Here is an 18,841-nt window from a genome sequence, read left to right as displayed (position 1 = left end):
GTCTGTCGCCCGTCAGAAGGTCTCGGTGATGGCCGTGACCACGTCGTCAGGGCTCGCGTTGGTGACGGACGTAGGCGCAGCGTTCGTGGAGTCCGTCCCGCCGAGCACCTTGAATCCGCTGAAGATCTTGATGGCGAAGTCCTCGGCCGCCTCGTAGTTGGCCGTGGCGGTGGCCAGGCCCTTGACCACGCGCTGCAGCACACCGTCGGGCTTCTGCTTCGACCCGATCAGTTCCTCGGTCGCGCTGTGCCAGCGATCGATGAAGTCCTGTGCCTCCGTGGCCGAGTCGCCGGCCCATCCCGTGAGGTCCTTGACCTGCGTGAGCACATCCTCAAGCTTGTCGATCACGTCGGCGACGAGCCCGCCCGGCTCATAAGGGTCGCCGCCGATCAGCGCCTTGACGGCGTCGGAGACCACTGCGGGGTCCATCTTGATGTCGGCCGTGTCGTAGTTGGGGAGCACGGAGGCCATGACGAACCCGCCCTTTACGGATCGAAAACCGGACAAGCAAGGCCAACAGGCCGGGATAGCGACGGATAAGCGGTACGCCACCTGGGCGAACGGCCACGGCGTCGCGCGTCGGTCCCCACCCTGCCAGCTCGACCGGCGCGACGGGCCGCCGCGCTGCCGCGATGAACGTAAGGGCTGAACCACTGGCCCGCAGGACAAAATCTGCCGTGCGTCCTTCGGGCCGCCGCGGCCGAACGCATCATGGGATCCAATCCAGGCCGGGCGCGCCGCCGACCGGAGCCCGCGTACGACACCCACCCATCACACGAAAGGGAGTTTCAGGTGGCCGACTCCGCCCTTCCCGAACTCTCCATGTACTGGACCTCCCCCCCGAACTTCCTGCCGTTCAACAAGGGTTCCTCGCAGAGCGGCAGCACCCAGGACCCGCTGCCGCCGCACGGCGCGTTCCACATCGGTCTCGGTTCGCTGCGCGCGATGGAGGAGACCCTGATCACTTCGGCTTCCGCCATCGTCAACCAGTACACGACGCTCAAGACGCTCTTCCTCGCCGACAAGGACTGGGTGTACGGGCAGACGGCGACGGTGCAGGGTCCGACGAACGGTTCGGTCCCGGACCCCACCAGCAAGAACGGTTCGCCGCAGCTCCAGTACGGCACGTCCAATGACCCCATCCACGACGTGGCCATAGCGTTCGCGAACGGCGACGGCAGCCACCCAGGCATCAACGAGCTCCAGCAGCAGACCCTGCTGTCGATCGCCAACGGGATGGGCATGCTGGGGGAGTTCATCGCCGCCGTCAACAACGCCGGCCAGGCCTATGCGAGCGCCGACTTCAACTCCATCGTCCCAGGCCCGAAGTGAGCGCTCGGGGGGTGGCTCCGGTGGACGGCCGTCCACCGGAGCCACCCCCCGACTTCTTCACTCGGGCTTCGTCGGCGTGACCGCCCCCGACTCGAGTCCGCCCGCCACGGCCGCCTTCTGGGCGACGAGACCGCCCGCGCCGGCGTGGCCCGTCCCCGTCTTGGTGGCCTTCCCAGCGCTGTGCTGAGCGCCGCCATGCCCGCCGCCGCCGTGGCCGCCGAACTGATGGCCGCCTCCATGCTGCGAACTGTCCAGGGCGGTACGCACGCGGATGTGGTTGTCCCTGTTCTTGTGCTCGGACTCGGCGTAGTTGTGGTACGTGTCCCGCAGCCGCACCACCAGGTCCTCCAGCACCTTCACCAAGTCGTCCGTGGCTTTCCGGAGCGCCTTCTCGAGCTCGGCGAAGGTCTCACCGGCCGGGCTCTGCCACACTCCCCCGACGGTGCTGAACTGGGCGTGGATACTGGCCAGATCGGACCTGATCGTATCGGCGTCCGACGCCACGGCCGTCGTGGCGCGGGAGAACTGCTGGAGATCGACCCGGTACTTGTCCCCGGAATGGCCGGGCATGACTGCTCCTCTCCCCGGCCGCAGCGCGGGCGCTGTCGGCCTTCTGTCCTGTCGTGCGATCGTGCAGGCGAGCTGCTGACGCCGCGCCCAGGTGGCACACCCGACCGATCGAGCGGGCCGGGGGAGCATGCGGGGCAGCGCCCTTGTTCCATGGGGCCATCCGCGGTCCGTCGCGGTCACCACATCCTCCTGGTGGCGGCACGTTGGGGCAGTACTCCTGCCCCAACAGCCCAGAAGTGCATTCCTGCCCCCAGGGAACCGGGGGCCCGCCCAGGCGTCGGGCACCATGAAGCCGTCGGCACCCGCCGCCATCAGGATCGGGATGGAAGCAGTACATGGCAGAGCAACCTGACGAGACTCCGACGACCCGGTTCCGGTCCGTGCGCCAGGACTTCCTGCACGCGATGGGCGGAGGGACCGACCGGCCGGAGGGCCACCCGAAGTGGCGCACCCGGCTCGTGACCGCGCTGGCCTTCGTGGTGGTGGCCTCCGGGGCGGCCATCGGTATCGGCGCCCTCGCCCATAAGAAATCGGGCCCGGCGAAGGGGCTTACGGACGCCGCCGCCAGCGCGTCCCAGAGCCCGGGCCACGGAGCGACGTCCGCAGCCCCCAGCACCGGTCCGCGCCATAGGGACGCATCCACCCAGGCCGCTCCGGCACCCGCTGCCACGGGGGCGAGGTCCGGCGGCACTTCTTGGACGACGAACGCCCCCCACAGCACGACGACGACCGCCCCCGCGGCCAGAGCTGCCCGGCAGACCACCATCGACTCCACCGCACGCAGGGCGCAGCCCACGCCCGCGCCGGGCGGCCGGGAGATCAAGCAGATCGCCTCGAAGCTGTGTGTGCAGCCCACCGGTGGATCGGGAGCGCGCCTGGCACTGGCCCAGTGCACCAGCTCAGTTTCCCAGCTGTGGACCTACCCGAGCGACGGTACGGTGCGCGTCAACGGACTGTGCATGGATGCGGCCGGCTCGTCGGTCGGCTCCGCCGTCGTCGTACGCGACTGCAGCGGCTCGCGCAGCCAGCACTTCGTGCTGGACAACTCCGGCTCCCACGATCTGACCGCAAACGGCCTGCAGAGCATCATGTGCGTACAAGTCTCGTCAGGCGGCGACCAGGTCGGTGACACTCTCAGTGTCCACTGGTGCAGCGGTGCCATCGTGCAGAAGTGGGAGAAGGGCCCTTACACCTGACCGGCGGATTCATCCCGGCCGCTGGCGACGGTCTCGAACACCATGTCCACGTCGTCGGCGTGGTAGCCGACGAACTCCCGCCACCGCTGGGCGTGGCGGCGGGGAGTGTCGACCAGTCCTTCGCGGTCGGGGTCCTCGCCGATCGCGATCAGCAGGTGGCGTGCCAACGCCGCCAGAGGGTCGCCGGTCTGCGGGTGTCCCCGTTCGGGGTCCGGTCAGCGGCGTCGACCGGACCCCGCGGACCAAGCCCATTTCTCGCATACGCGCTCGCCGATGTCCGGCGTCACTCGGAGCGGACTCCAACACCGAGTTGACCCATGCGCCTCGCCCGGAGGAGAGCCTTTCCTCCTGCGCCGTACGGGCGATGCAGGCACTGCGGCTCGTTCCTTGTGGATGTCCGCGACCTGGATGTCCTCGTCCAGCGCCCCCGCCCGGACGTTCCCCGCGTTGTTGACTAGCACATCGAGCCCGCCCAGCGCCTTGACCGCCTGCTCGACCACCCGCTCCGGCCCCCCTCCACGCCCAGATCGGCCGTGACGACGTGCGCCGCGCCGGATCCTTTTCCGCCGTGATTTCACCGCGCACCTTGGCGCGCTCCAGCGCTGTCGCGATGGTCGATTCGACGAGCCGGAGAGTGGTCGAGACTTGTTCCCCAGTGCCCGGGGTGGCAGCTCACTCCGTGGCGGCCTTGACCAGCATGCAGCCTCGTTCGGGGTCGCACAGATCGGATTCGGCCGTAGCGGTCAGGGTTACTCGCAAGCGGGGCGCACTTCGTCGGCCAACTCCAGCAGCTGTCGGCAAACGAGTCCGGGCCGCCGGAGTGGACCCTTGACGCCCTGGCCGCCGAGGCCAGGCAACTGGGCATCGAGATTGGCCGCAGCCAGGTCCGCCGGATCCTGCTGGCCGAGGGAGTGCGCTGGCGCCGCACCTGGTCCTGGAGCCGGTCGAGAGGCGCGGACTTTGGGGGAAAAGGACCAGGATCATCGAGCTCTACACTTGCCCGCCCGAGGGCGCGACAGTCGTCCTCGCCGACGAGCTCGGACCGGTGATCCCCCGCACGTTCCCGCCGGCGCCGGGCTGGTCGCCGGGACAGCCGCCGCATCAAGTCCGAGGTCGACTCCGGTCGCGGGCCGGAGAAGACCTGGGTCTACGGCGCTCTGCGGGTGCGGGACGGACACGAGGACACCATGACCGCGTCCTCCCGCAACAGCGCCTTCTACAGCCGTTTCTTCAGAAGCTCGAGGCAGCCGCACCACCAACTCGCTTACTCCGGCGCCGATATGTGTACACCGTTTGAGGAATCCAGGGGAAGCACACGGCGTCCTGCCAGATGTGTAGCTGCTGGCAGAGTGGCCCGCCGGTGACAGCAAGCCGACCCGGTTCTGGCTGTCCGACCTGTCCAACGACATCCCGATCGCCGACCTGGTCCGCCTGGCAAAGATCCGCTGACACATCTCGATCCGCCAGCGGAGCTTGGCCAGCCGCACGAGCGTGGCCAGCGGGGTGTCGTCGGGCAGGTTGGAGAGCCAGAACTGCACCGGCTCCGCCTCGGTGGCGGGCCACTCGGCCAGCAGCCAGCACGCGGGCAGTTCCGGGCCGTCGACGGCCTTGCGGATCTCGCGTCCAGCGGGCCGGATCCGCAGCGCCACGAACCGCGAGTACATGCGCTTGAACCCGCTGCGGCCGGTGCTCGGGCGGGAGCCCTCCCGCCACTGCACGGGCCGTGCCGCCTGCTTCCCGGCGGCGATGACCAGCTCCTTCACGCTCTTCGCCGCCTCGGGGTAAGCAGGCTGGGGCGGGCGGCCGCGGCCGCTGTGGGGCAGGGTGTGCGGCGTCGCGTCGTGCGGGTGGGCAGTGAGGGTGGTCGAGCTGCCCACGACGTAGTGCAGCCCGCGTGTCTCCAGGCCGAGCCGGAAGGCCGCGGTGTCTCCGTAACCGCCGTCGGCCACGGCGAGGGGGACATCGAGGCCCCAGGACCGGGTCTCGTCGATCATGTCCAGGGCCAGTTGCCACTTCTCGACATGGCCCACGTCCGGCGGGATGCCGCAGCGTTCGCGGCAGAGCCACCTTGGCGGGCTCGGCCTGCGGCGAGGCGGGATCCCAGCTCCTGGGGAGGAACAAGCGCCAGTCGATCGCCGCCGAGGCGGTGTCCGAAGCCAGGTGCAAGAACACGCCCGCCTGGCAGTTGGTCACCTTGCCGGCGGCGCCGGTGTACTGCCGCGACACACACGCCGACGCATCGCCGTCCTTGAGGAAGCCCGTGTCATCGATGATCAGCACGGTCGGCTTGATCGCCGCGGCCATCTTCCATGCCAGCCGGGCCCTCGCATGCGCCGGATCCCACGGGCTGGTGGTGATGAAATGGGCCAGGGCCTGGCGGTTGCCGTCCTCACCCAGCCGGGCGGCCATCGGCTCCACCGACTTGCGCCGCCCGTCCAGCAGCAGTCCCCGCAGGTACACCCCGCCCCACCGACGCTGATCCGCCCGCGCGAACGGCTCGAACACATCCGCCGCGAAGTCCTCCAGACGGCACCGGACCTCATCCAACTCCCCAGGTGTCACACACCGGTCAACGACACAGCCCCTCAACCGCACACGCCACCAGCGAATGCACCTGACCAAGCCCTACTAGGGCGCGTATCTGGTTTCGATCAATCTGCCGGATCTGGCCCCGTGGTGGGGTGGATCCGGTAGATCGTCGTGTATGACGCGTGCGCAACTGACTGATGCCGAGTGGGCGTTGATCGAGCCGTACCTGCCGGTCGGCGAGCGCGGTCCGTACCCGGAGCGGCTGCGGCAGCAGTTCGAGGGAGTGATCTGGCGGTTCAGGGCGGGTGCGCAGTGGCGTGAGGTGCCGAGTGAGTTCGGCGCCTGGACGACTGTGTCCAACCGGTTCCGGCAGTGGCGGGACGCCGGGGTCTTCGAGGCGCTTCTGGAGGGGATGATCGCGGAGGCCGCGAAGCGGGGTGAGGTGGACTTGTCCCTGGTCAGTGTGGATTCCACCACCGCCCGGGCTCACCACGACGCTGCCGGGATGCACCTCGGCCAAGAGGTCATGGCCGCCCTGGAGAAGGCGGCCGCCGAGGAGGAGAATGCCCGCCAAAAGGGGGCAGTCCGGAAGGACAAGACGGGCAGGGTGCTTTAGCTGATCCCGAGCGGGAGGAACGGCGACGTATCCGGCGCCGGCACAAGGCCCGCCTGAAAGCAGCCCTGCTCGGACGCTCGAGGGGCGGGCAGACCAGCAAGATCCACGTCGCCGCCGACCGCAAGTGCCGCCCGCTGGTCTTCGTCCTGACCGCCGGCCAGGCGGCGGACAGCCCGCAGTTCATCCCGGTACTCAAGAAAGTCCGGGTGCCCGGGCCGGTCGGCCGCCCCCGGACCCGGCCCGACGCTGCTGCCGGCGACAAGGCCTACTCGTCCCGCGGCAATCGCTCCTACCTGCGCAAACGACGCATCAAGGCGGTCATCCCGGAGAAGAAGGACCAGGCCGCCAACCGCAAGAAGAAGGGCAGCCGGGGCGGCCGGCCCGTCAGCCACGACACCGCGCTCTACAAAGAGCGGAACACAGTCGAGCGTCTGATCAACAAGCTCAAGGCGTGGAGAGGCATCGCCACCCGCTACGACAAGACACCCAAGAGCTACCTCGCCGGAGTCCACCTGCGCGGCTCGATGATCTGGATCAAGGAGCTCGCGCGGGCCACCCCTTGATCAAAACCAGATACGCGCCCTAGTGCTTCCATGTCGCGGAGTTGGCGGCCTCGGAATCGGCGTAGTTGCCCCAGGTGACATGCATGGCCGACGCGATCTGCCCCAGCACGCCCTCCGGCGCGAACAGACCCGCAGCGGCCGTGTTCCATTCCTGCTGCAGTCCGTCGTAGTACGCGTGGGCCTGGCCCATCCAGGTCGCTTCGAGAGGCTGCAGCTTGCTCCAGAGCGCATGCAGCTCTTCGGTGATCGTCTGCGCCTTCGCGTTGATCGTGGCGCCTGCAGCCTCAAGATCAAGCGGCACCTTGATCGGCGTTCCCTCGATTCCGGACATGTCCCTCTCCTCTGCGCGATGTGTCGGTGAAGCAGCGGTTGCGGTCGTTGGGTGACCAGTCACCGGAAATGAGCGCCCGGGATCGTGCCGTGCACGCTGGTGAGGCCCCTGATGTTTGCGTCCTCGGCATCGGTGTAGTTGACGTAGTTGCCGCGCAGGCCGCTGCCGATGTCGCGGAGCGCGTTCTCAAGCATGGTCGAGAAGATGTCGTAGTCAGTCATGAGGGCCGCGAAGGTCTGGGAGGCGATGCCATTCCACTCGGCCTCCAGCCCCTGTACGTAGGACTTGAGTTCCTGAAGCTGCGCCTGGACCTCGTTGGCGGTGGCGTCGCAGGAGGTCGCGGCGTCCTGGACATCCTGCGGGAGTACTCGGAAGTCGTCTGCCATCGTCTTTCCCCCAGGGGATGTAGGAATGCCGGGCAGGATGCCTCCTGCCGCGTCGGCTGGTGCGCTCCCCGGAGGGCGTGGGTCGCCGCCTGGTCTCCGACAGAGCGTCCCGGCAGTCTCACAGAAAGCGGCGCCGAGCCTCCTCGGTGCTGCCTAACCAGGGCCGATCGGCCGGGCTCCGTGTCCCTTGGGACATCCGAACGGCTCCCCTTCGGGCACCCGCCGGCCCTGCCCAAGCTCCGGCCCCGCCTCGCCGGATGCGACTTCTTCGTCGCCGAGATCACCTGGGCGGCGGTAGGCGGAAGCTGAGCACCCTCGTCGCCATCACCGGAGTCCTGACGTTGGTTGTCTACGCCATCCCGGGCGTGGTGCTGGTATCGCTGCGCGATCACCTGACCGGCTATTCCCGCCTGCGGCGCGACGTCCAGCCTCCCGGCGCTGTCCGGCTCGGCCACATCCAGTCAGACGAACCGAGCGCTTCCCGTCTTGACCAGCGCGTCGATCCCGGGCGACGAACCACCATGCGTACCGCATCCACTGCTTCTTGTGCTTGCGTTCGTGGCGTATGCGGCTCCGGGACGTGTAGCGGTTGCTACTGGTGAAGTATGTGGTGCCGAGCGTGGTGCCGCCTCGTGCGTGGAGGCCGATGCCTCCGGTGCAGACACGCGTACCGTAGCGGTAGCGGCATCTGTAGCTCAGGTAGCGGGTCCCGATCTGCACGAGCCCGAGCTCACCTGGTCCAGGGCGCAAGCCCCGCCGACCGCCGCGGCCGGGTCGTGCCGTGCACACCGAGTCGGACGGCACCTACGGAGTCCCGCGCATCACCGCCGAACTCCGCGAGGACGGCGAGCGCGTGAACCACAAGCGCGTCGCCCGCGTCATGCGGACCATCGGGCTCGTCGGCCTGCGCCTGCGCAAGAAGCACCGCACCACGATCCCGGACCCGGCCGCCAGCTCCGAAGCGGTGATCCACATCGCCTCGATCGACAACCTCACCAAGCGCATAACGGACGAGACCACACCCACCTGGCGAGGCACCAACTAGGATGTAAAGGGCAATCCGCCTAGATCAAACGCCCTCTGAGAGTCGGTGACGGCCGTGGTCAGGGGGCGGCTCCTTGCCCTCCAGCCATTCGGCTGAAGCCGGTGCCGACGGCCCCGAAGCACCCACGACCGCCGGAGCGGGGAACGGCGGGACCGAGCGGGACGGCCGGTGGGCACCTTCGGCTTCACCGCCGTCCCGCCGACCTCGCTCCGGGCGGCGTTCAGAACACCAACGGACGCGGCTTGTGCTGGATGCTGATCCAGTGGTGGGTGGTGAAGTCATCGGCGACCCATCTGCCGCCGAAGCGACCGACACCCGACGCTTTCTCGCCTCCGAAGGCGGCGTGTACGTCGTCATGGACGGTGGTGTCGTTGATATGGGTCATTCCCGCCTCCACCTGCTGGGCGAACCGCATGCCGCGTTCCACGTCGCGCGTGAAGACGCCGCTGGACAGGCCGTATTCCGTGTCGTTGGCGATGCGCAGGGCGTCCGCCTCGCCGTCCGCGCGGATCAGCGTAGCCACGGGTCCGAAGACCTCCCGGGCAGCAGTGGCGACGTAATTGTCACCCAGAAGTACATGGGGCGGCAGAACACGACCGGTCGGGCCCGTCGGTTCGCCGGACAGCAGCAGCCGCGCCCCGCCCGCCACCGCCTCGGCCACCTTGTCGCGGATGCCGTTGAGCTGCTTGTCATTGATGACCGGGCCGAGCTGGGTGGCTGCCTCCCGCGGGTCGCCGGTCCGTAGCGCGCGGGCGAGCTCGACGAAACGATCTACGAAATCGCTGTACACGGATGTGTCCACGATGACCCTGTTCGTGGCCATGCAGATCTGTCCCTGGTGGTAGTAGCTGCCGAACACCGCGCACTCCGCCGCCCGTTCGAGGTCCGCGTCGTCCAACACCACGAGCGGTCCGTTGCCACCGAGCTCCAACGCGAGCTTCTTCACTCCCGCCTTGGCGGCGATGCCCCGGCCGACGGGGGTGGAGCCGGTGAACGAGACGACCCTGGGAATCTCGTGCTGCACCATGTAGTCGCCGACATCATGGCCCTTGCCGATGACGACATTGAGGAGGCCCGAGGGTAGCCCGGCCTCCTCGTACACTTTGGCGAGCAGCAGGCCTCCCGTCACCGGGGAATCCTCGGCCGGTTTGAGTACGACGGCGTTGCCCAGCGCCAGAGCGGGGGCGACGGAACGATTGGACAGGTACATCGGGAAGTTCCAGGGACTGATGACCGTGACCACCCCGGCGGGCTTGCGGTAGACCCGGTTCTCCTTGTCGGGGACATCCGTACCGACTGTGTCGACGACGTCGGCAGTGTGTCCGACCGCGGCGGCGGTGACGGCTGCCACGATGGCGACCTCCACGGCGGCCCGGTCGCGGGTGGCTCCGATCTCGCGGGTCAGCCAGTCCGCGAGCTCGTCGGCACGCTTCATGACAATGTCCGCCGCCCGCTGGAAGACCGCTGCCCGCTGTTCGGGGGCGGTGCGCGCCCAGGCCCGCTGTGCCTCCCGTGCGGCGTCGTAGGCGAGATCCACATCGCCGGTACCCGCCAGCGGGATCTCGGTGAGCACTTCTCCGCTGTAGGGATCGCTGTCGGTGAGTAGGCGACCGGCGCTGCCGGGGCGCCATTGGCCGGCCAGCGGCATCAGATCGAATCCGGTGTAGGGGTCGGTGATGTCGGACATGGCAGTTCCTCCTGGTGAGGTCGCTCAGGGAAGGGAGGGCCGGGTTGAGCCACAGGACCTCTCACCGCTTGGCGGCGGGGACCTGGGCGGGGAGTAGATGGGACGGCAGGGCGCCGAGTTGCTGGAACTGCCCGAACTGGTCGATCACGATCCAGTTCTCGACCACCTTGCCGTCGCGGAAGTGGAAGAGGGCCAGGGCCTGGACAACTACTCGCCTGTCCGCGGGCGGAACGCTGCTGTATCGCGATCCCGACGCGACGAGCGTACGTACGTCCCGGGGGCGTGGCTTGAGTCATGCGACTGCCGCCCTCGGCAGGTCGTTCGACATCAGCCTCGCGAACCTGACGGCCTACGTCGTCACCCTGCCGGCGGCTCGTGGTCGCCGCGGGCCCTGGGAGACCGCTATGACGGGGCGGATCCTCCTGATCGGCCGTCGTCTGGTTCGCGGTGGCTTCCACACTCTGCGCCGTTGTGCCTGGCCCGGACGCCTCACCTTGGCACGCGTGTTGCGCGGGAACGGATGCGTGCCGCCACTATGATCCGCAATCCCCCGCGCCGCTGGGGCAACGGATCAGCACGCGCGGCTGCACCGCGCGAAAGACGCTCCGCCGTCGTCCGGGGTCCTGCACCATCCGCCGCACGCCGCCGGCATCACCGAATCCTGAATCCCACAACTCGCGGGTCCGCGTCGCGCTGATGGGACGAATTTCCGTACACGGCGGAGGAGGGGACAGTCACATGACGGAAGTCCGTGATACGCCGCCCCACTTACCGTCTGGGTATCGGCGCGATGAATTCGCCGCTGTTCCGGCCCAGTTGTGCAAGTGGGCTCCTCACTCCGGGAAAGGGAAAGCCATGCCCGTTCGCCTTCGCCCCCTCAGGCGACGCTGGATGTACCCCGTTCTGACCTTCAGCGCGGCCCTCACCGTGTTCCTGCCGAACGCGGTCGGCGCGGCTGCCACCGAGGGCAGCATCTCCGAGAACACCACCAAGCCCACGATCGTCTTCGTGCACGGGGCTTTCGCCGACTCCAGCGGGTGGAACACCGACATCGCGGATCTGCAGCGCCTCGGCTACCCGGTTGTCGCGGCGCCGAACCCGCTGCGCGGTCTCACCAGCGACGCCGACTACGTGCGCTCGATTCTGCGGACGATCAGCGGACCGATCGTGCTGGTCGGGCACTCCTACGGCGGCGCGGTCATCACCAACGCGGCCCGTGGAGTCGACAACGTGAAGGCACTGGTGTATGTGGGGGCATTCGTACCCGACAAGGGGGAGAGCCTTGCGACCGTACTCGATCCGCACCAGTACCCCGGTTCCCTGCTCGGTCCCGACACGACCCTCACGCGCCCTGCTCCGAACCCGTCCGCACCGGCCGGCCAAGACGCGGACATCTACATCAAGCCCGAGGACTTCCGGAAGGTGTTCGCCGCCGACGTGTCCGCCACCGAGTCCTCGGTGATGGCCGCCACGCAGCGGCCGCTGTCCTACACCGCGGAAACCGAGATGTCCGGCGATCCGGCGTGGAAGACCATCCCGTCCTGGGACCTCGTCACGCTGAACGACAAGGCCATTCCGCCCGCAGGTCAGCAGTTCATGGCCGAGCGCGCGCATGCCCACGTCGAGTACGTGGACTCCTCGCACGCCGTCATGGTGTCCCACCCGCAGGCGGTCCTGCGTATCGTGCTCGACGCCGTACGCCACGACGGCTGACGCCGCTTCCCTCCCCGGGCGGTGTCGCCGCGGCACGAGTAGGCAAGAAGGTGCACAAGACGGCCGTGGGGCCACCGGGTTGCCGGCGGCCCCACGGCCGTCTCATGCGCCTGTAGTCGTTGGCGTCAGCATGATCGCGTCGGCCCACTCCAGGTCGTCGAGAATCGCGACGGGCACGTGCTGGGTGGCGGCCTGGTGGTCGGACCAGCCCTGACTGGCGGCGATGGCTCCCGCCGGCGCCAGTTCCTCGACCTTGCGCAGCCGCACCTCGGCCCCCGCCTTTTCCGCGGCTGTCGCCGCGGCCTTGGCGAGTTCGAAGACGGTTCCGGTGGATGAGTAGTAGATGACGGCCACGTTTACCGCATAGTCCATGACGACTCCGTGGGGCTCGGACCAATTCGAGGTCGAGAACAGCCTCGCGGTTTCCGAATCTCCGGGCATCGGTCATCCGACTGAGGTCGCGCTTCGACGCGGCGTACCGGCGGCGCGGCAGCTGCGCGGTGAGTTCGTCCGTCGCGGGGCAGAAGCCGGCTGTGACGTTCTCCAAAAGGTCGCCTCCGGGTCCGGACCCGGTATCTCACCGGAATTCACGTGAATGTGCAGTCGTTTGACGGAAGCCTGGGGCGACGCGAAGGCGGTGCGATGGCGGGAGTTCCGGTACCCGGCAACGGGCACCCGGTGCGCCCCTCTCGAACAGGCGATGTCCTTCAGGTGCCGTGGAAGGAATGCTCATGACCGTCCAGGAGAACCGCACAACACGACAGGGAACCCAGTGCTGCTCGTGCGTGCCGGACGTCGCGTGCGCCTGCGCCGGCTTCATCGAATGCCACGCGATCGGTGACCTGGTCACTCTTCTGAACCGTGCCGCTACCCAGAGCGGGCTGGCTCCGCAGGATCTGCTGGAGAACATAGGCGACGAGGCGCTCGCCGCTCTGTATCTCAGTTGCGCAGTGGATGTCCGCGCACGCGCCGCGACGGCGCTGCGCAACGTGCCTGGCGCTCGGTGACGGATGTGCCGACCCGGCCGTGGACCCTCCGCTGGTGTGGCACGGGCACACGCGGCCCTGACCGCCGTGACGGGCACAACGAAACGGTCACCGGGGCTGCCGACCCGGTGACCGACGACCTTCCGATCAGCCGATGCCGTTGTCCCCGTTCACACGGATCACGACTTTCCCGCGGGGATGCTGCGTCTGCAGGGCCTCATAAGCGGTACGCGTCTCGGACAGGGGGACGACACGGTCCACGACCGGAGTGAGGCGGCCGTCGTCGATCAGCCGGGCGACGGCCTCCAGAGCGGTGCGGTCCGGTTCGACGACGAAGAACACCCCGCGTGCTCCGTGCGAGCCGGCGTCGTCCGGATCGGGGGGCTGCACGATGCTGACCAAGGTCCCGCCAGGCCGCAGCACCGCCCACGAGCGGGCCTGTGTGTCGCCGCCGACCGTGTCCAGCACGACGTCGGCCCCGCTCACGTGGTCCTCGAAGCGGTCGTCGGCGTAGTCGAAGACCTGGTCCGCGCCGAGCCGTGCGACGAATTCCAGGTCTCGTGCGGAAGCGGTTGCCGTGACTCGCGCGCCGAGCGCTGCGGCGATCTGCACGGCGAAGGAGCCGACGCCTCCGGCCCCGCCATGGACCAGGACGTGCTGTCCGGCTGCCACCGAGCCATGGCCGACCAGCGCCTGCCAGGCCGTGAGCGCCGCCAGCGGGACGGCCGCCGCGTCGGCGTGGTCCAGCCGGGACGGCTTCGCTGCCAGTGCCTCCGCGGGAACGGTGACGTACTCGGCAGCGGCTCCGTCACGTGTGAACGGGATCAACCCGTACACCTCGTCTCCGACAGCGAGGCCCGTCACCGTCGAACCGAGCTCGGCCACGACCCCGCTGACCTCGTGGGAGGGGACGACCGGTGTCCGGTCACGGCCGGTCCCGTCGAAGCTGTCGGTCCAGGTGGCGTCCCAGGAGAGCTCCCCGGTGGTGATGGAGGCGGCGTGGACGGCGACGAGTACCTCGCCCGCACCTGGTTCGGGACGCGGCGCGGTCTCGTACACCAGTTGCTCCGAACCGCCCCGCTTGTGGGCTCGAACAGCACGCATGGTGCTCATCAGTCAATCACTCCTTGCGCTGAGGGCGGTGTTGCGACCGGCCCTGGCCCCGAGTCAACGGCTGGACTCGCTGCGGGCGTATCGTTCCTGTTCAGGATGCGGATGGTCAGGAAAAGCCGTCTCCGTCATATGACTGAAACCCCCGGCGGTGGCCTGCGCATGATCGCCTCGCGGGTCGCCTCGGGCAGTCCGCCCGGATGCCTTACCGTTCCCGATGGGTCAGCGCGTACCGTCGGCAAGAGCCCCGCACAGATTGTCGTCGATGCGTCCGATGTGGTCTCCGCCCCCGTTGATCGCAGGGCCGAGGGCTTTGGACGGCACAGGAACGAAGTCCGGCAGCTCTGTCCCTGTCGTCGAATCGGGGGTTCCGGACAGCATCCCTCCCGTCAGGGAGGAGGCGGCTGGCACGGAACCCGCCAGGGCCGCTCTCGTCAGGAACATACGGCGCGCTGTTGTCCCGCACCACGCGTGCATGGAGTTGGTCACGGCGTTCCCCTCTGGAGTGGACGCCCCCCGGAAGCGGCTGCGGTCCGTGGTGCCTCCCGTGCGCGCCAAGTGATTGCCTCAGACAGGGCCTCCGGGCAGCGGAGCTGCATGAGCCATCCAACTGCGCCCCGAGGCGGGGCATTCGGGCCGATGGGCAGGCCATCGCTACCACAGCAGTGTCACAGAACCAGTGCCCTGGGTGCCCTGGTTCGGTGCACGGTCATGTGCCGCTGAAGGTGTCCGCGCCTCATGCGGCCCCAGTTCAACGGCGCGTCCCGCATCGCCCGTCGCAGTCAGATGACTGAAGCGAGGACGCCCGTCGCGCACGGACTCTGTGTACAGCAGTGCCGACACCGGCTGAAGGAGCCCTTCCGTGGCCGAGCCTCTGACCGACGAGTCGCAGGACGACCTCGCCGTGGTCCGTGCCGTTTACGACTTCATCAACGGGACGAACCCGGACGGAGCTTCCCTGGCGGACCCGGACATCACCGTCTACCAGACGGAGGAGCTGCCGTGGGGCGGCTCGTACACCGGTCTCGCCGGATTCCAGAAGTTCTACCAAGCCGTATCGAACGCCATCCACAGTGAGGTCGAGACCGAGGCGCTCTACCAGGCAGGGGACCGGGTCGTCCAGACCGGCCGGACCCGTGGCGCCGCCCGCGCCACCGGCAAGCCTTTCGATGCCAGGGAGGTGCACATCTGGCAGGTGCGCAACGGCCGCATCGTGAGTCTCGAAATCTATGTGGACACATCCGTCCTGCTGGAAGCCGTCAAGCCGTAGTCGTTCGCCCACATATGACCGAAGCAGGCAGCCGTGTCACCACGACGGTGGTTGGCGCCGAAATACGTCCTGGCAGGAGATGGTGGAGGAAATGGGTCAGCCGACTCGCGTCGTGATCGTCGGCGGCGGGTTCGCCGGATATCAGGCGGCTCGTTCGCTGGTACGTGCGTTGCCAAAGCGTGGCAGCGACATCGAGATCGTCCTGTTGAACCGGACGGATTATTTTCTCTACCTCCCGCTGTTGCCCGAGGTGGCCGCGGCCGCGGTGGACCCGCGGCGCGTGACCGTATCGCTGCCGGCGACGTTGCCCGGGGTCCGCCTGGTGCTCGGCACCGTGGATTCCGTGTCGCTGGAGCAGCGGCAGGTCCTCTACACGGACCCCGAAGGCGCCAGGCGGACTCTCGGATACGACCGGCTGATCCTCGCGGTCGGCAGCGTGAACAAGCTGCTCCCCGTTCCCGGCGTCGCGGAGTACGCCCACGGCTTTCGTGGCGTCGCCGAAGCCCTCTACCTGCGGGACCACGTCATCAGGCAGATGGAACTCGCCGCCGCCAGCAGCGACGTCGCCGAACGCGATGCCCGATGCACCTTCGTCGTGGTCGGTGCCGGGTACACCGGTACCGAAATCGCCGCCCAGGGACCACTGTTTACCCGAGCGATCGCCGTTCGGCAGCGCGAACTGAGGGGCCAGAAGGTCCGCTGGATACTCCTGGACCTGGCACCGAAGGTGCTGCCCGAACTGGATCCGCGCCTGTCCCGGGCGGCGGACCGGGTACTGCGGCGTCGCGGTGTCGAGGTGCGCATGCACACCTCCGTGCGGGAGGCCACTCCTGAGGGCGTTCACCTGACCGACGGGGAGTTCGTTCCGACGAAGTCGATCGTCTGGTGTGTGGGCGTCCGTCCCGACCCCCTCCTGCAGGGAACCGGTCTTCAGGTGAACAGGGGCAGGCTCGTGGTGAGCCCGACCCTCGAGGTGCCCGGTCACCCCGAGGTGTTTGCCTGCGGTGATGCCGCCGCCGTGCCTGATCTGACCCGCCCTGGTGAGGTGACAGGGATGACAGCGCAGCATGCCAGTCGTCAGGGGGTGCTCGCCGGGCGCAATGTCGCGGCATCGCTCGGTTACGGACGCCGGCGCCCGTACAAGCACCACGATCTCGGCTTCGTGGTCGACCTCGGTGGCGCGCAGGCGGCGGCCAACCCGTTCCACATCCCGTTGTCCGGATGGCCTGCGAAGGCCGTCACCCGCGCCTACCACCTGATGGCGATGCCGGGCAACCGACTCCGCACGGCAACCGACTGGTTCCTCGACGCGATCCTGGGCCGCCAGACCGTACAACTCGGCCTGGTGCGCTCCGCCGCCGTCCCCCTGGACACCGCAGCGCCCGACCAGCACGTTCCGCCGATCGGTGAAGGCGCACGCAAGTGAGGTGCGCCGTCGGGAAGCCGGGCAGCGCGCAGAGTTCGAAGCCGAATGTGAATCAGTCGACGGAGGTCGAACATCATGGGTGAGCGGATGAAGTTGATGGTGTCCCGCTGGTTGGTGCAGCCGATCTTGGTCAGGGCGTGCGCCCGGGGGCGCATGCGCGCGTAGGCTCCGCTCCCTGCTCATCAGACGGGCCACCGTGCAATTCTCCCTGGTAAACGGCGTGTTCAGCCCGGGAGGTGCACGATGGCCCTGACCCAGCATGACTTACTCCGCCTGCTTGAGTCACTACGTTCAGCGGACGGCCTCGAACTGGTCCGCTCAGTGGCCGAGCGGATGCTGCAGGAGCTGATCGAGGCCGAGGCGAGTGCGAAGATCGGCGCGGAGTGGAACGAGCACGCCGATACCCGCACCGCCTACCGCAGTGGCCACCGCGAGCGGACGCTGACCAGCCAGGCCGGCGACCTGGACCTGGCCATCCCCAAGCTGCGGTCGGGCAGCTTCTTCCCGAGCCTGCTGGAGCGGCGGCGCCGGATCGACCAGGCCCTGTACGCGGTCATCATGGAGGCGTACGTGCACGGCGTGTCCACCCGGTCGGTCGACGACCTGGTCAAGGCCCTCGGCGCGGACACCGGGATCTCCAAGAGCGAGGTCTCCCGGATCTGCGGCGACCTGGACGTCCAGCTGACCGCGTTCCGCAACCGGCCTCTGGACCACGTGCGCTTCCCGTACATGTACCTGGACGCGACCTACTGCAAGGCCAGGGTCGAGCACCAGATCGTGTCCCGGGCCGTGGTGATCGCCACCGGGATCACCGAGGACGGCGGCCGCGAGGTGCTGGGGGTGATGGTCGGCGACAGCGAGACCGAGGTGTTCTGGACCCAGTTCCTGCGTTCCCTGCGCGAACGCGGCCTGAGCGGGGTCCGGCTCGTGATCGGCGACCATCATTCGGGACTGGTCAAGGCCATCCGGAAGGTCATGCTCGGGGCCGCCTACCAGCGTTGTCGTGTTCACTTCCTGCGCAATGTCTTCGGCGTGATCAGCAAGGAGTCGGCCGAGATGGTCGCCGCGACGATCCGCACGATCTTCGCCCAGCCCACCGGCGAGACGGTCCGTGCCCAACTCGACACCGTTGCCGACATGCTCGGCGGCCAGTTCCCCAAGGTCAAGGCGATGCTCCTGGAAGCGAAGGAGGACCTGACCGCGTTCGCGGTCTTCCCCGAACGCCACTGGAAGAAGATTCAGTCCACCAATCCACTGGAGCGGGTCAACCGCGAGGTCAAGCGCCGCGTCGACGTCGTCCAGGTCTTCCCCAACGACGACGCGCTCCTGCGACTGGTCACCGCCGTCCTGTTCAAACTGCACGACGAATGGATCGCCTTCCCCCGCCGCTACCTGCCCGAGGGAAGCATGGATCAGCTTTACCCCGCCGAGCTCCCCGACAGCGCCCCCGCGCTACCGAACACCACCAACACGCCCTGACCAAGATCGGCTGCACCAACCAGCGGGACGCCATCATGAAGTTGGGACAGGTGGCGCGTGAGGGCTACCGGACAGTGCTGGAAATGGAGCGGTACGTCCGGTCGAATGTCGACAACAAGCTGCTGTTCCTGATCCAACTGCGAGCGTCGGTCCTGAACGGGTGCGCGTACTGTGTCGACTCACACAGCCACGACCTGTTCGAAGCGGGAGAGAACGTTCAGCGCGTCCTGGGAGTGACGGTATGGCCTGAGTTCCCGTATTTCACGCCGCAGGAACGGGCCGCTCTCGCCCTGACCGACGCCGTGACACGGCTGGACGAGGACGGTGTGCCGGACGAGGTGTGGGCCGGTGCAGAGGAGTTCTTCACGGAGAAGGAGATCGCCGACCTCATCCTGGCCATCGGCACGATCAACGTGTGGAACCGTATCGGCGTCAGTACGAGAATGCGCCCCCCGCTGAGGAAGTGACGAGCGACCGGCGGGCCGCTCGCCGTACACACCGGACGCCGCTTCCGTGCCCCTCGAGTGGACTGGCCCGCCGTGGATTTGGAGCCACTCATTCTGCTCCGCGATCACCCGCACCCCCGTCAGGGGCCGCATCGG

General features: G+C 68.2%; 17 protein-coding genes and 3 pseudogenes. 10 read left to right on the top strand and 10 right to left on the bottom strand.

Annotated elements, in window-relative coordinates:
* Window positions 1-12 precede the first annotated feature (12 nt).
* Window positions 13-471 (bottom strand): WXG100 family type VII secretion target, encoded by a 459-nt coding sequence (locus OG747_RS33735; RefSeq protein ID WP_405883137.1) that lies wholly within the window; start codon window positions 469-471, stop codon window positions 13-15.
* A 321-nt stretch (window positions 472-792) separates the two neighbouring features.
* Here OG747_RS33735 and OG747_RS33730 point away from each other — a divergent pair, with 321 nt between their 5' ends.
* A complete protein-coding gene (locus OG747_RS33730) occupies window positions 793-1,332 on the top strand; it encodes a hypothetical protein (RefSeq protein ID WP_405883136.1) in 540 nt (179 codons plus the stop codon).
* Window positions 1,333-1,389: 57 nt separating this feature from the next.
* Here the strand turns inward: OG747_RS33730 and OG747_RS33725 are convergent, their stop codons facing one another.
* Window positions 1,390-1,902, bottom strand: a complete 513-nt coding sequence (locus OG747_RS33725; RefSeq protein WP_405883135.1) for a WXG100 family type VII secretion target — start codon at window positions 1,900-1,902, stop codon at window positions 1,390-1,392.
* Window positions 1,903-2,237: 335 nt separating this feature from the next.
* On the opposite strand from OG747_RS33725, the gene OG747_RS33720 reads away from it, so the two are divergent.
* Window positions 2,238-3,098 (top strand): ricin-type beta-trefoil lectin domain protein, encoded by an 861-nt coding sequence (locus OG747_RS33720; RefSeq protein WP_405883134.1) that lies wholly within the window; start codon window positions 2,238-2,240, stop codon window positions 3,096-3,098.
* Here OG747_RS33720 and OG747_RS33715 read toward each other — a convergent pair.
* Entirely contained in the window at window positions 3,089-3,265 is a 177-nt protein-coding gene (locus OG747_RS33715) for a GTP cyclohydrolase I (RefSeq protein ID WP_405883133.1), read from the bottom strand. The two genes, OG747_RS33720 and OG747_RS33715, sit on opposite strands and share 10 nt — an antisense overlap.
* 1,287 nt (window positions 3,266-4,552) lie before the next feature.
* Window positions 4,553-5,660: pseudogene (locus OG747_RS33710) on the bottom strand (IS701 family transposase); the annotation flags it as partial.
* Between the two features lie 142 nt (window positions 5,661-5,802).
* Between OG747_RS33710 and OG747_RS33705 the strand changes: the two are divergent.
* Window positions 5,803-6,806 (top strand): annotated as a pseudogene (locus OG747_RS33705) (IS5 family transposase).
* A 19-nt stretch (window positions 6,807-6,825) separates the two neighbouring features.
* Here OG747_RS33705 and OG747_RS33700 read toward each other — a convergent pair.
* Both OG747_RS33700 and OG747_RS33695 read right to left on the bottom strand, forming a co-directional pair.
* A complete protein-coding gene (locus OG747_RS33700) occupies window positions 6,826-7,137 on the bottom strand; it encodes a WXG100 family type VII secretion target (protein WP_405883132.1) in 312 nt (103 codons plus the stop codon).
* Between the two features lie 59 nt (window positions 7,138-7,196).
* Window positions 7,197-7,523: a WXG100 family type VII secretion target gene (locus OG747_RS33695; RefSeq protein WP_405883131.1), complete on the bottom strand. Its 327-nt coding sequence runs from the start codon at window positions 7,521-7,523 to the stop codon at window positions 7,197-7,199.
* A 781-nt stretch (window positions 7,524-8,304) separates the two neighbouring features.
* On the opposite strand from OG747_RS33695, the gene OG747_RS33690 reads away from it, so the two are divergent.
* Window positions 8,305-8,568: an IS3 family transposase gene (locus OG747_RS33690; RefSeq protein ID WP_405883130.1), complete on the top strand. Its 264-nt coding sequence runs from the start codon at window positions 8,305-8,307 to the stop codon at window positions 8,566-8,568.
* A 220-nt stretch (window positions 8,569-8,788) separates the two neighbouring features.
* Here the strand turns inward: OG747_RS33690 and OG747_RS33685 are convergent, their stop codons facing one another.
* Together OG747_RS33685 and OG747_RS33680 are read right to left on the bottom strand one after the other, a co-directional pair.
* Window positions 8,789-10,255 carry an aldehyde dehydrogenase family protein gene (locus OG747_RS33685; protein ID WP_405883129.1) on the bottom strand — a complete coding sequence of 489 codons (1,467 nt, stop codon included), beginning with the start codon at window positions 10,253-10,255 and terminating at the stop codon, window positions 8,789-8,791.
* Between the two features lie 61 nt (window positions 10,256-10,316).
* A pseudogene (locus OG747_RS33680) lies at window positions 10,317-10,487 on the bottom strand (ester cyclase); the annotation flags it as partial.
* A 659-nt stretch (window positions 10,488-11,146) separates the two neighbouring features.
* Here OG747_RS33680 and OG747_RS33675 point away from each other — a divergent pair.
* Window positions 11,147-11,968 (top strand): alpha/beta fold hydrolase, encoded by an 822-nt coding sequence (locus OG747_RS33675; RefSeq protein ID WP_405883128.1) that lies wholly within the window; start codon window positions 11,147-11,149, stop codon window positions 11,966-11,968.
* A 102-nt stretch (window positions 11,969-12,070) separates the two neighbouring features.
* On the opposite strand, the gene OG747_RS33670 is transcribed toward OG747_RS33675, so the two are convergent.
* A complete protein-coding gene (locus tag OG747_RS33670; protein ID WP_405883127.1) occupies window positions 12,071-12,340 on the bottom strand; it encodes a hypothetical protein in 270 nt (89 codons plus the stop codon).
* 359 nt (window positions 12,341-12,699) lie between these two features.
* Here OG747_RS33670 and OG747_RS33665 point away from each other — a divergent pair, with 359 nt between their 5' ends.
* Window positions 12,700-12,975 carry a hypothetical protein gene (locus tag OG747_RS33665; RefSeq protein WP_405883126.1) on the top strand — a complete coding sequence of 92 codons (276 nt, stop codon included), beginning with the start codon at window positions 12,700-12,702 and terminating at the stop codon, window positions 12,973-12,975.
* A gap of 126 nt (window positions 12,976-13,101) precedes the next feature.
* On the opposite strand, the gene OG747_RS33660 is transcribed toward OG747_RS33665, so the two are convergent.
* Window positions 13,102-14,067, bottom strand: coding sequence for an NADP-dependent oxidoreductase (locus tag OG747_RS33660; RefSeq protein WP_405883125.1), 966 nt, complete (start codon window positions 14,065-14,067; stop codon window positions 13,102-13,104).
* An 859-nt stretch (window positions 14,068-14,926) separates the two neighbouring features.
* On the opposite strand from OG747_RS33660, the gene OG747_RS33655 reads away from it, so the two are divergent.
* The 4 genes from OG747_RS33655 (at window position 14,927) to OG747_RS33640 (ending at window position 18,706) form a co-directional block, all read left to right on the top strand.
* On the top strand, window positions 14,927-15,334 hold the full coding sequence (locus OG747_RS33655; protein WP_405883124.1) for a nuclear transport factor 2 family protein: 408 nt from the start codon (window positions 14,927-14,929) through the stop codon (window positions 15,332-15,334).
* A gap of 91 nt (window positions 15,335-15,425) precedes the next feature.
* Complete coding sequence (locus tag OG747_RS33650) at window positions 15,426-16,760, top strand: NAD(P)/FAD-dependent oxidoreductase (RefSeq protein WP_405883123.1); 1,335 nt, start codon at window positions 15,426-15,428, stop codon at window positions 16,758-16,760.
* Between the two features lie 243 nt (window positions 16,761-17,003).
* Window positions 17,004-18,239 carry an IS256 family transposase gene (locus OG747_RS33645; RefSeq protein WP_405883122.1) on the top strand — a complete coding sequence of 412 codons (1,236 nt, stop codon included), beginning with the start codon at window positions 17,004-17,006 and terminating at the stop codon, window positions 18,237-18,239.
* 35 nt (window positions 18,240-18,274) lie between these two features.
* Window positions 18,275-18,706: a carboxymuconolactone decarboxylase family protein gene (locus OG747_RS33640; protein ID WP_405883120.1), complete on the top strand. Its 432-nt coding sequence runs from the start codon at window positions 18,275-18,277 to the stop codon at window positions 18,704-18,706.
* Window positions 18,707-18,841 lie beyond the last annotated feature (135 nt).

Origin of the sequence: Streptomyces sp. NBC_01384, from assembly GCF_045040035.1 — a bacterium.
Classification (GTDB): domain Bacteria; phylum Actinomycetota; class Actinomycetes; order Streptomycetales; family Streptomycetaceae; genus Streptomyces.
This window is presented reverse-complemented; position numbering and strand designations above follow the sequence as displayed.

Coding starts and splice junctions, on each gene's coding strand:
- OG747_RS33675 (WP_405883128.1), top strand. CDS start 11,147: ATGTACCCCGTTCTGACCTTCAGCGCGGCCCTCACCGTGTTCCTGCCG.
- OG747_RS33670 (WP_405883127.1), bottom strand. CDS start 12,340: ATGGACTATGCGGTAAACGTGGCCGTCATCTACTACTCATCCACCGGA.
- OG747_RS33665 (WP_405883126.1), top strand. CDS start 12,700: ATGACCGTCCAGGAGAACCGCACAACACGACAGGGAACCCAGTGCTGC.
- OG747_RS33720 (WP_405883134.1), top strand. CDS start 2,238: ATGGCAGAGCAACCTGACGAGACTCCGACGACCCGGTTCCGGTCCGTG.
- OG747_RS33725 (WP_405883135.1), bottom strand. CDS start 1,902: ATGCCCGGCCATTCCGGGGACAAGTACCGGGTCGATCTCCAGCAGTTC.
- OG747_RS33700 (WP_405883132.1), bottom strand. CDS start 7,137: ATGTCCGGAATCGAGGGAACGCCGATCAAGGTGCCGCTTGATCTTGAG.
- OG747_RS33735 (WP_405883137.1), bottom strand. CDS start 471: ATGGCCTCCGTGCTCCCCAACTACGACACGGCCGACATCAAGATGGAC.
- OG747_RS33685 (WP_405883129.1), bottom strand. CDS start 10,255: ATGTCCGACATCACCGACCCCTACACCGGATTCGATCTGATGCCGCTG.
- OG747_RS33640 (WP_405883120.1), top strand. CDS start 18,275: ATGAAGTTGGGACAGGTGGCGCGTGAGGGCTACCGGACAGTGCTGGAA.
- OG747_RS33645 (WP_405883122.1), top strand. CDS start 17,004: ATGGCCCTGACCCAGCATGACTTACTCCGCCTGCTTGAGTCACTACGT.
- OG747_RS33660 (WP_405883125.1), bottom strand. CDS start 14,067: ATGAGCACCATGCGTGCTGTTCGAGCCCACAAGCGGGGCGGTTCGGAG.
- OG747_RS33695 (WP_405883131.1), bottom strand. CDS start 7,523: ATGGCAGACGACTTCCGAGTACTCCCGCAGGATGTCCAGGACGCCGCG.
- OG747_RS33650 (WP_405883123.1), top strand. CDS start 15,426: ATGGGTCAGCCGACTCGCGTCGTGATCGTCGGCGGCGGGTTCGCCGGA.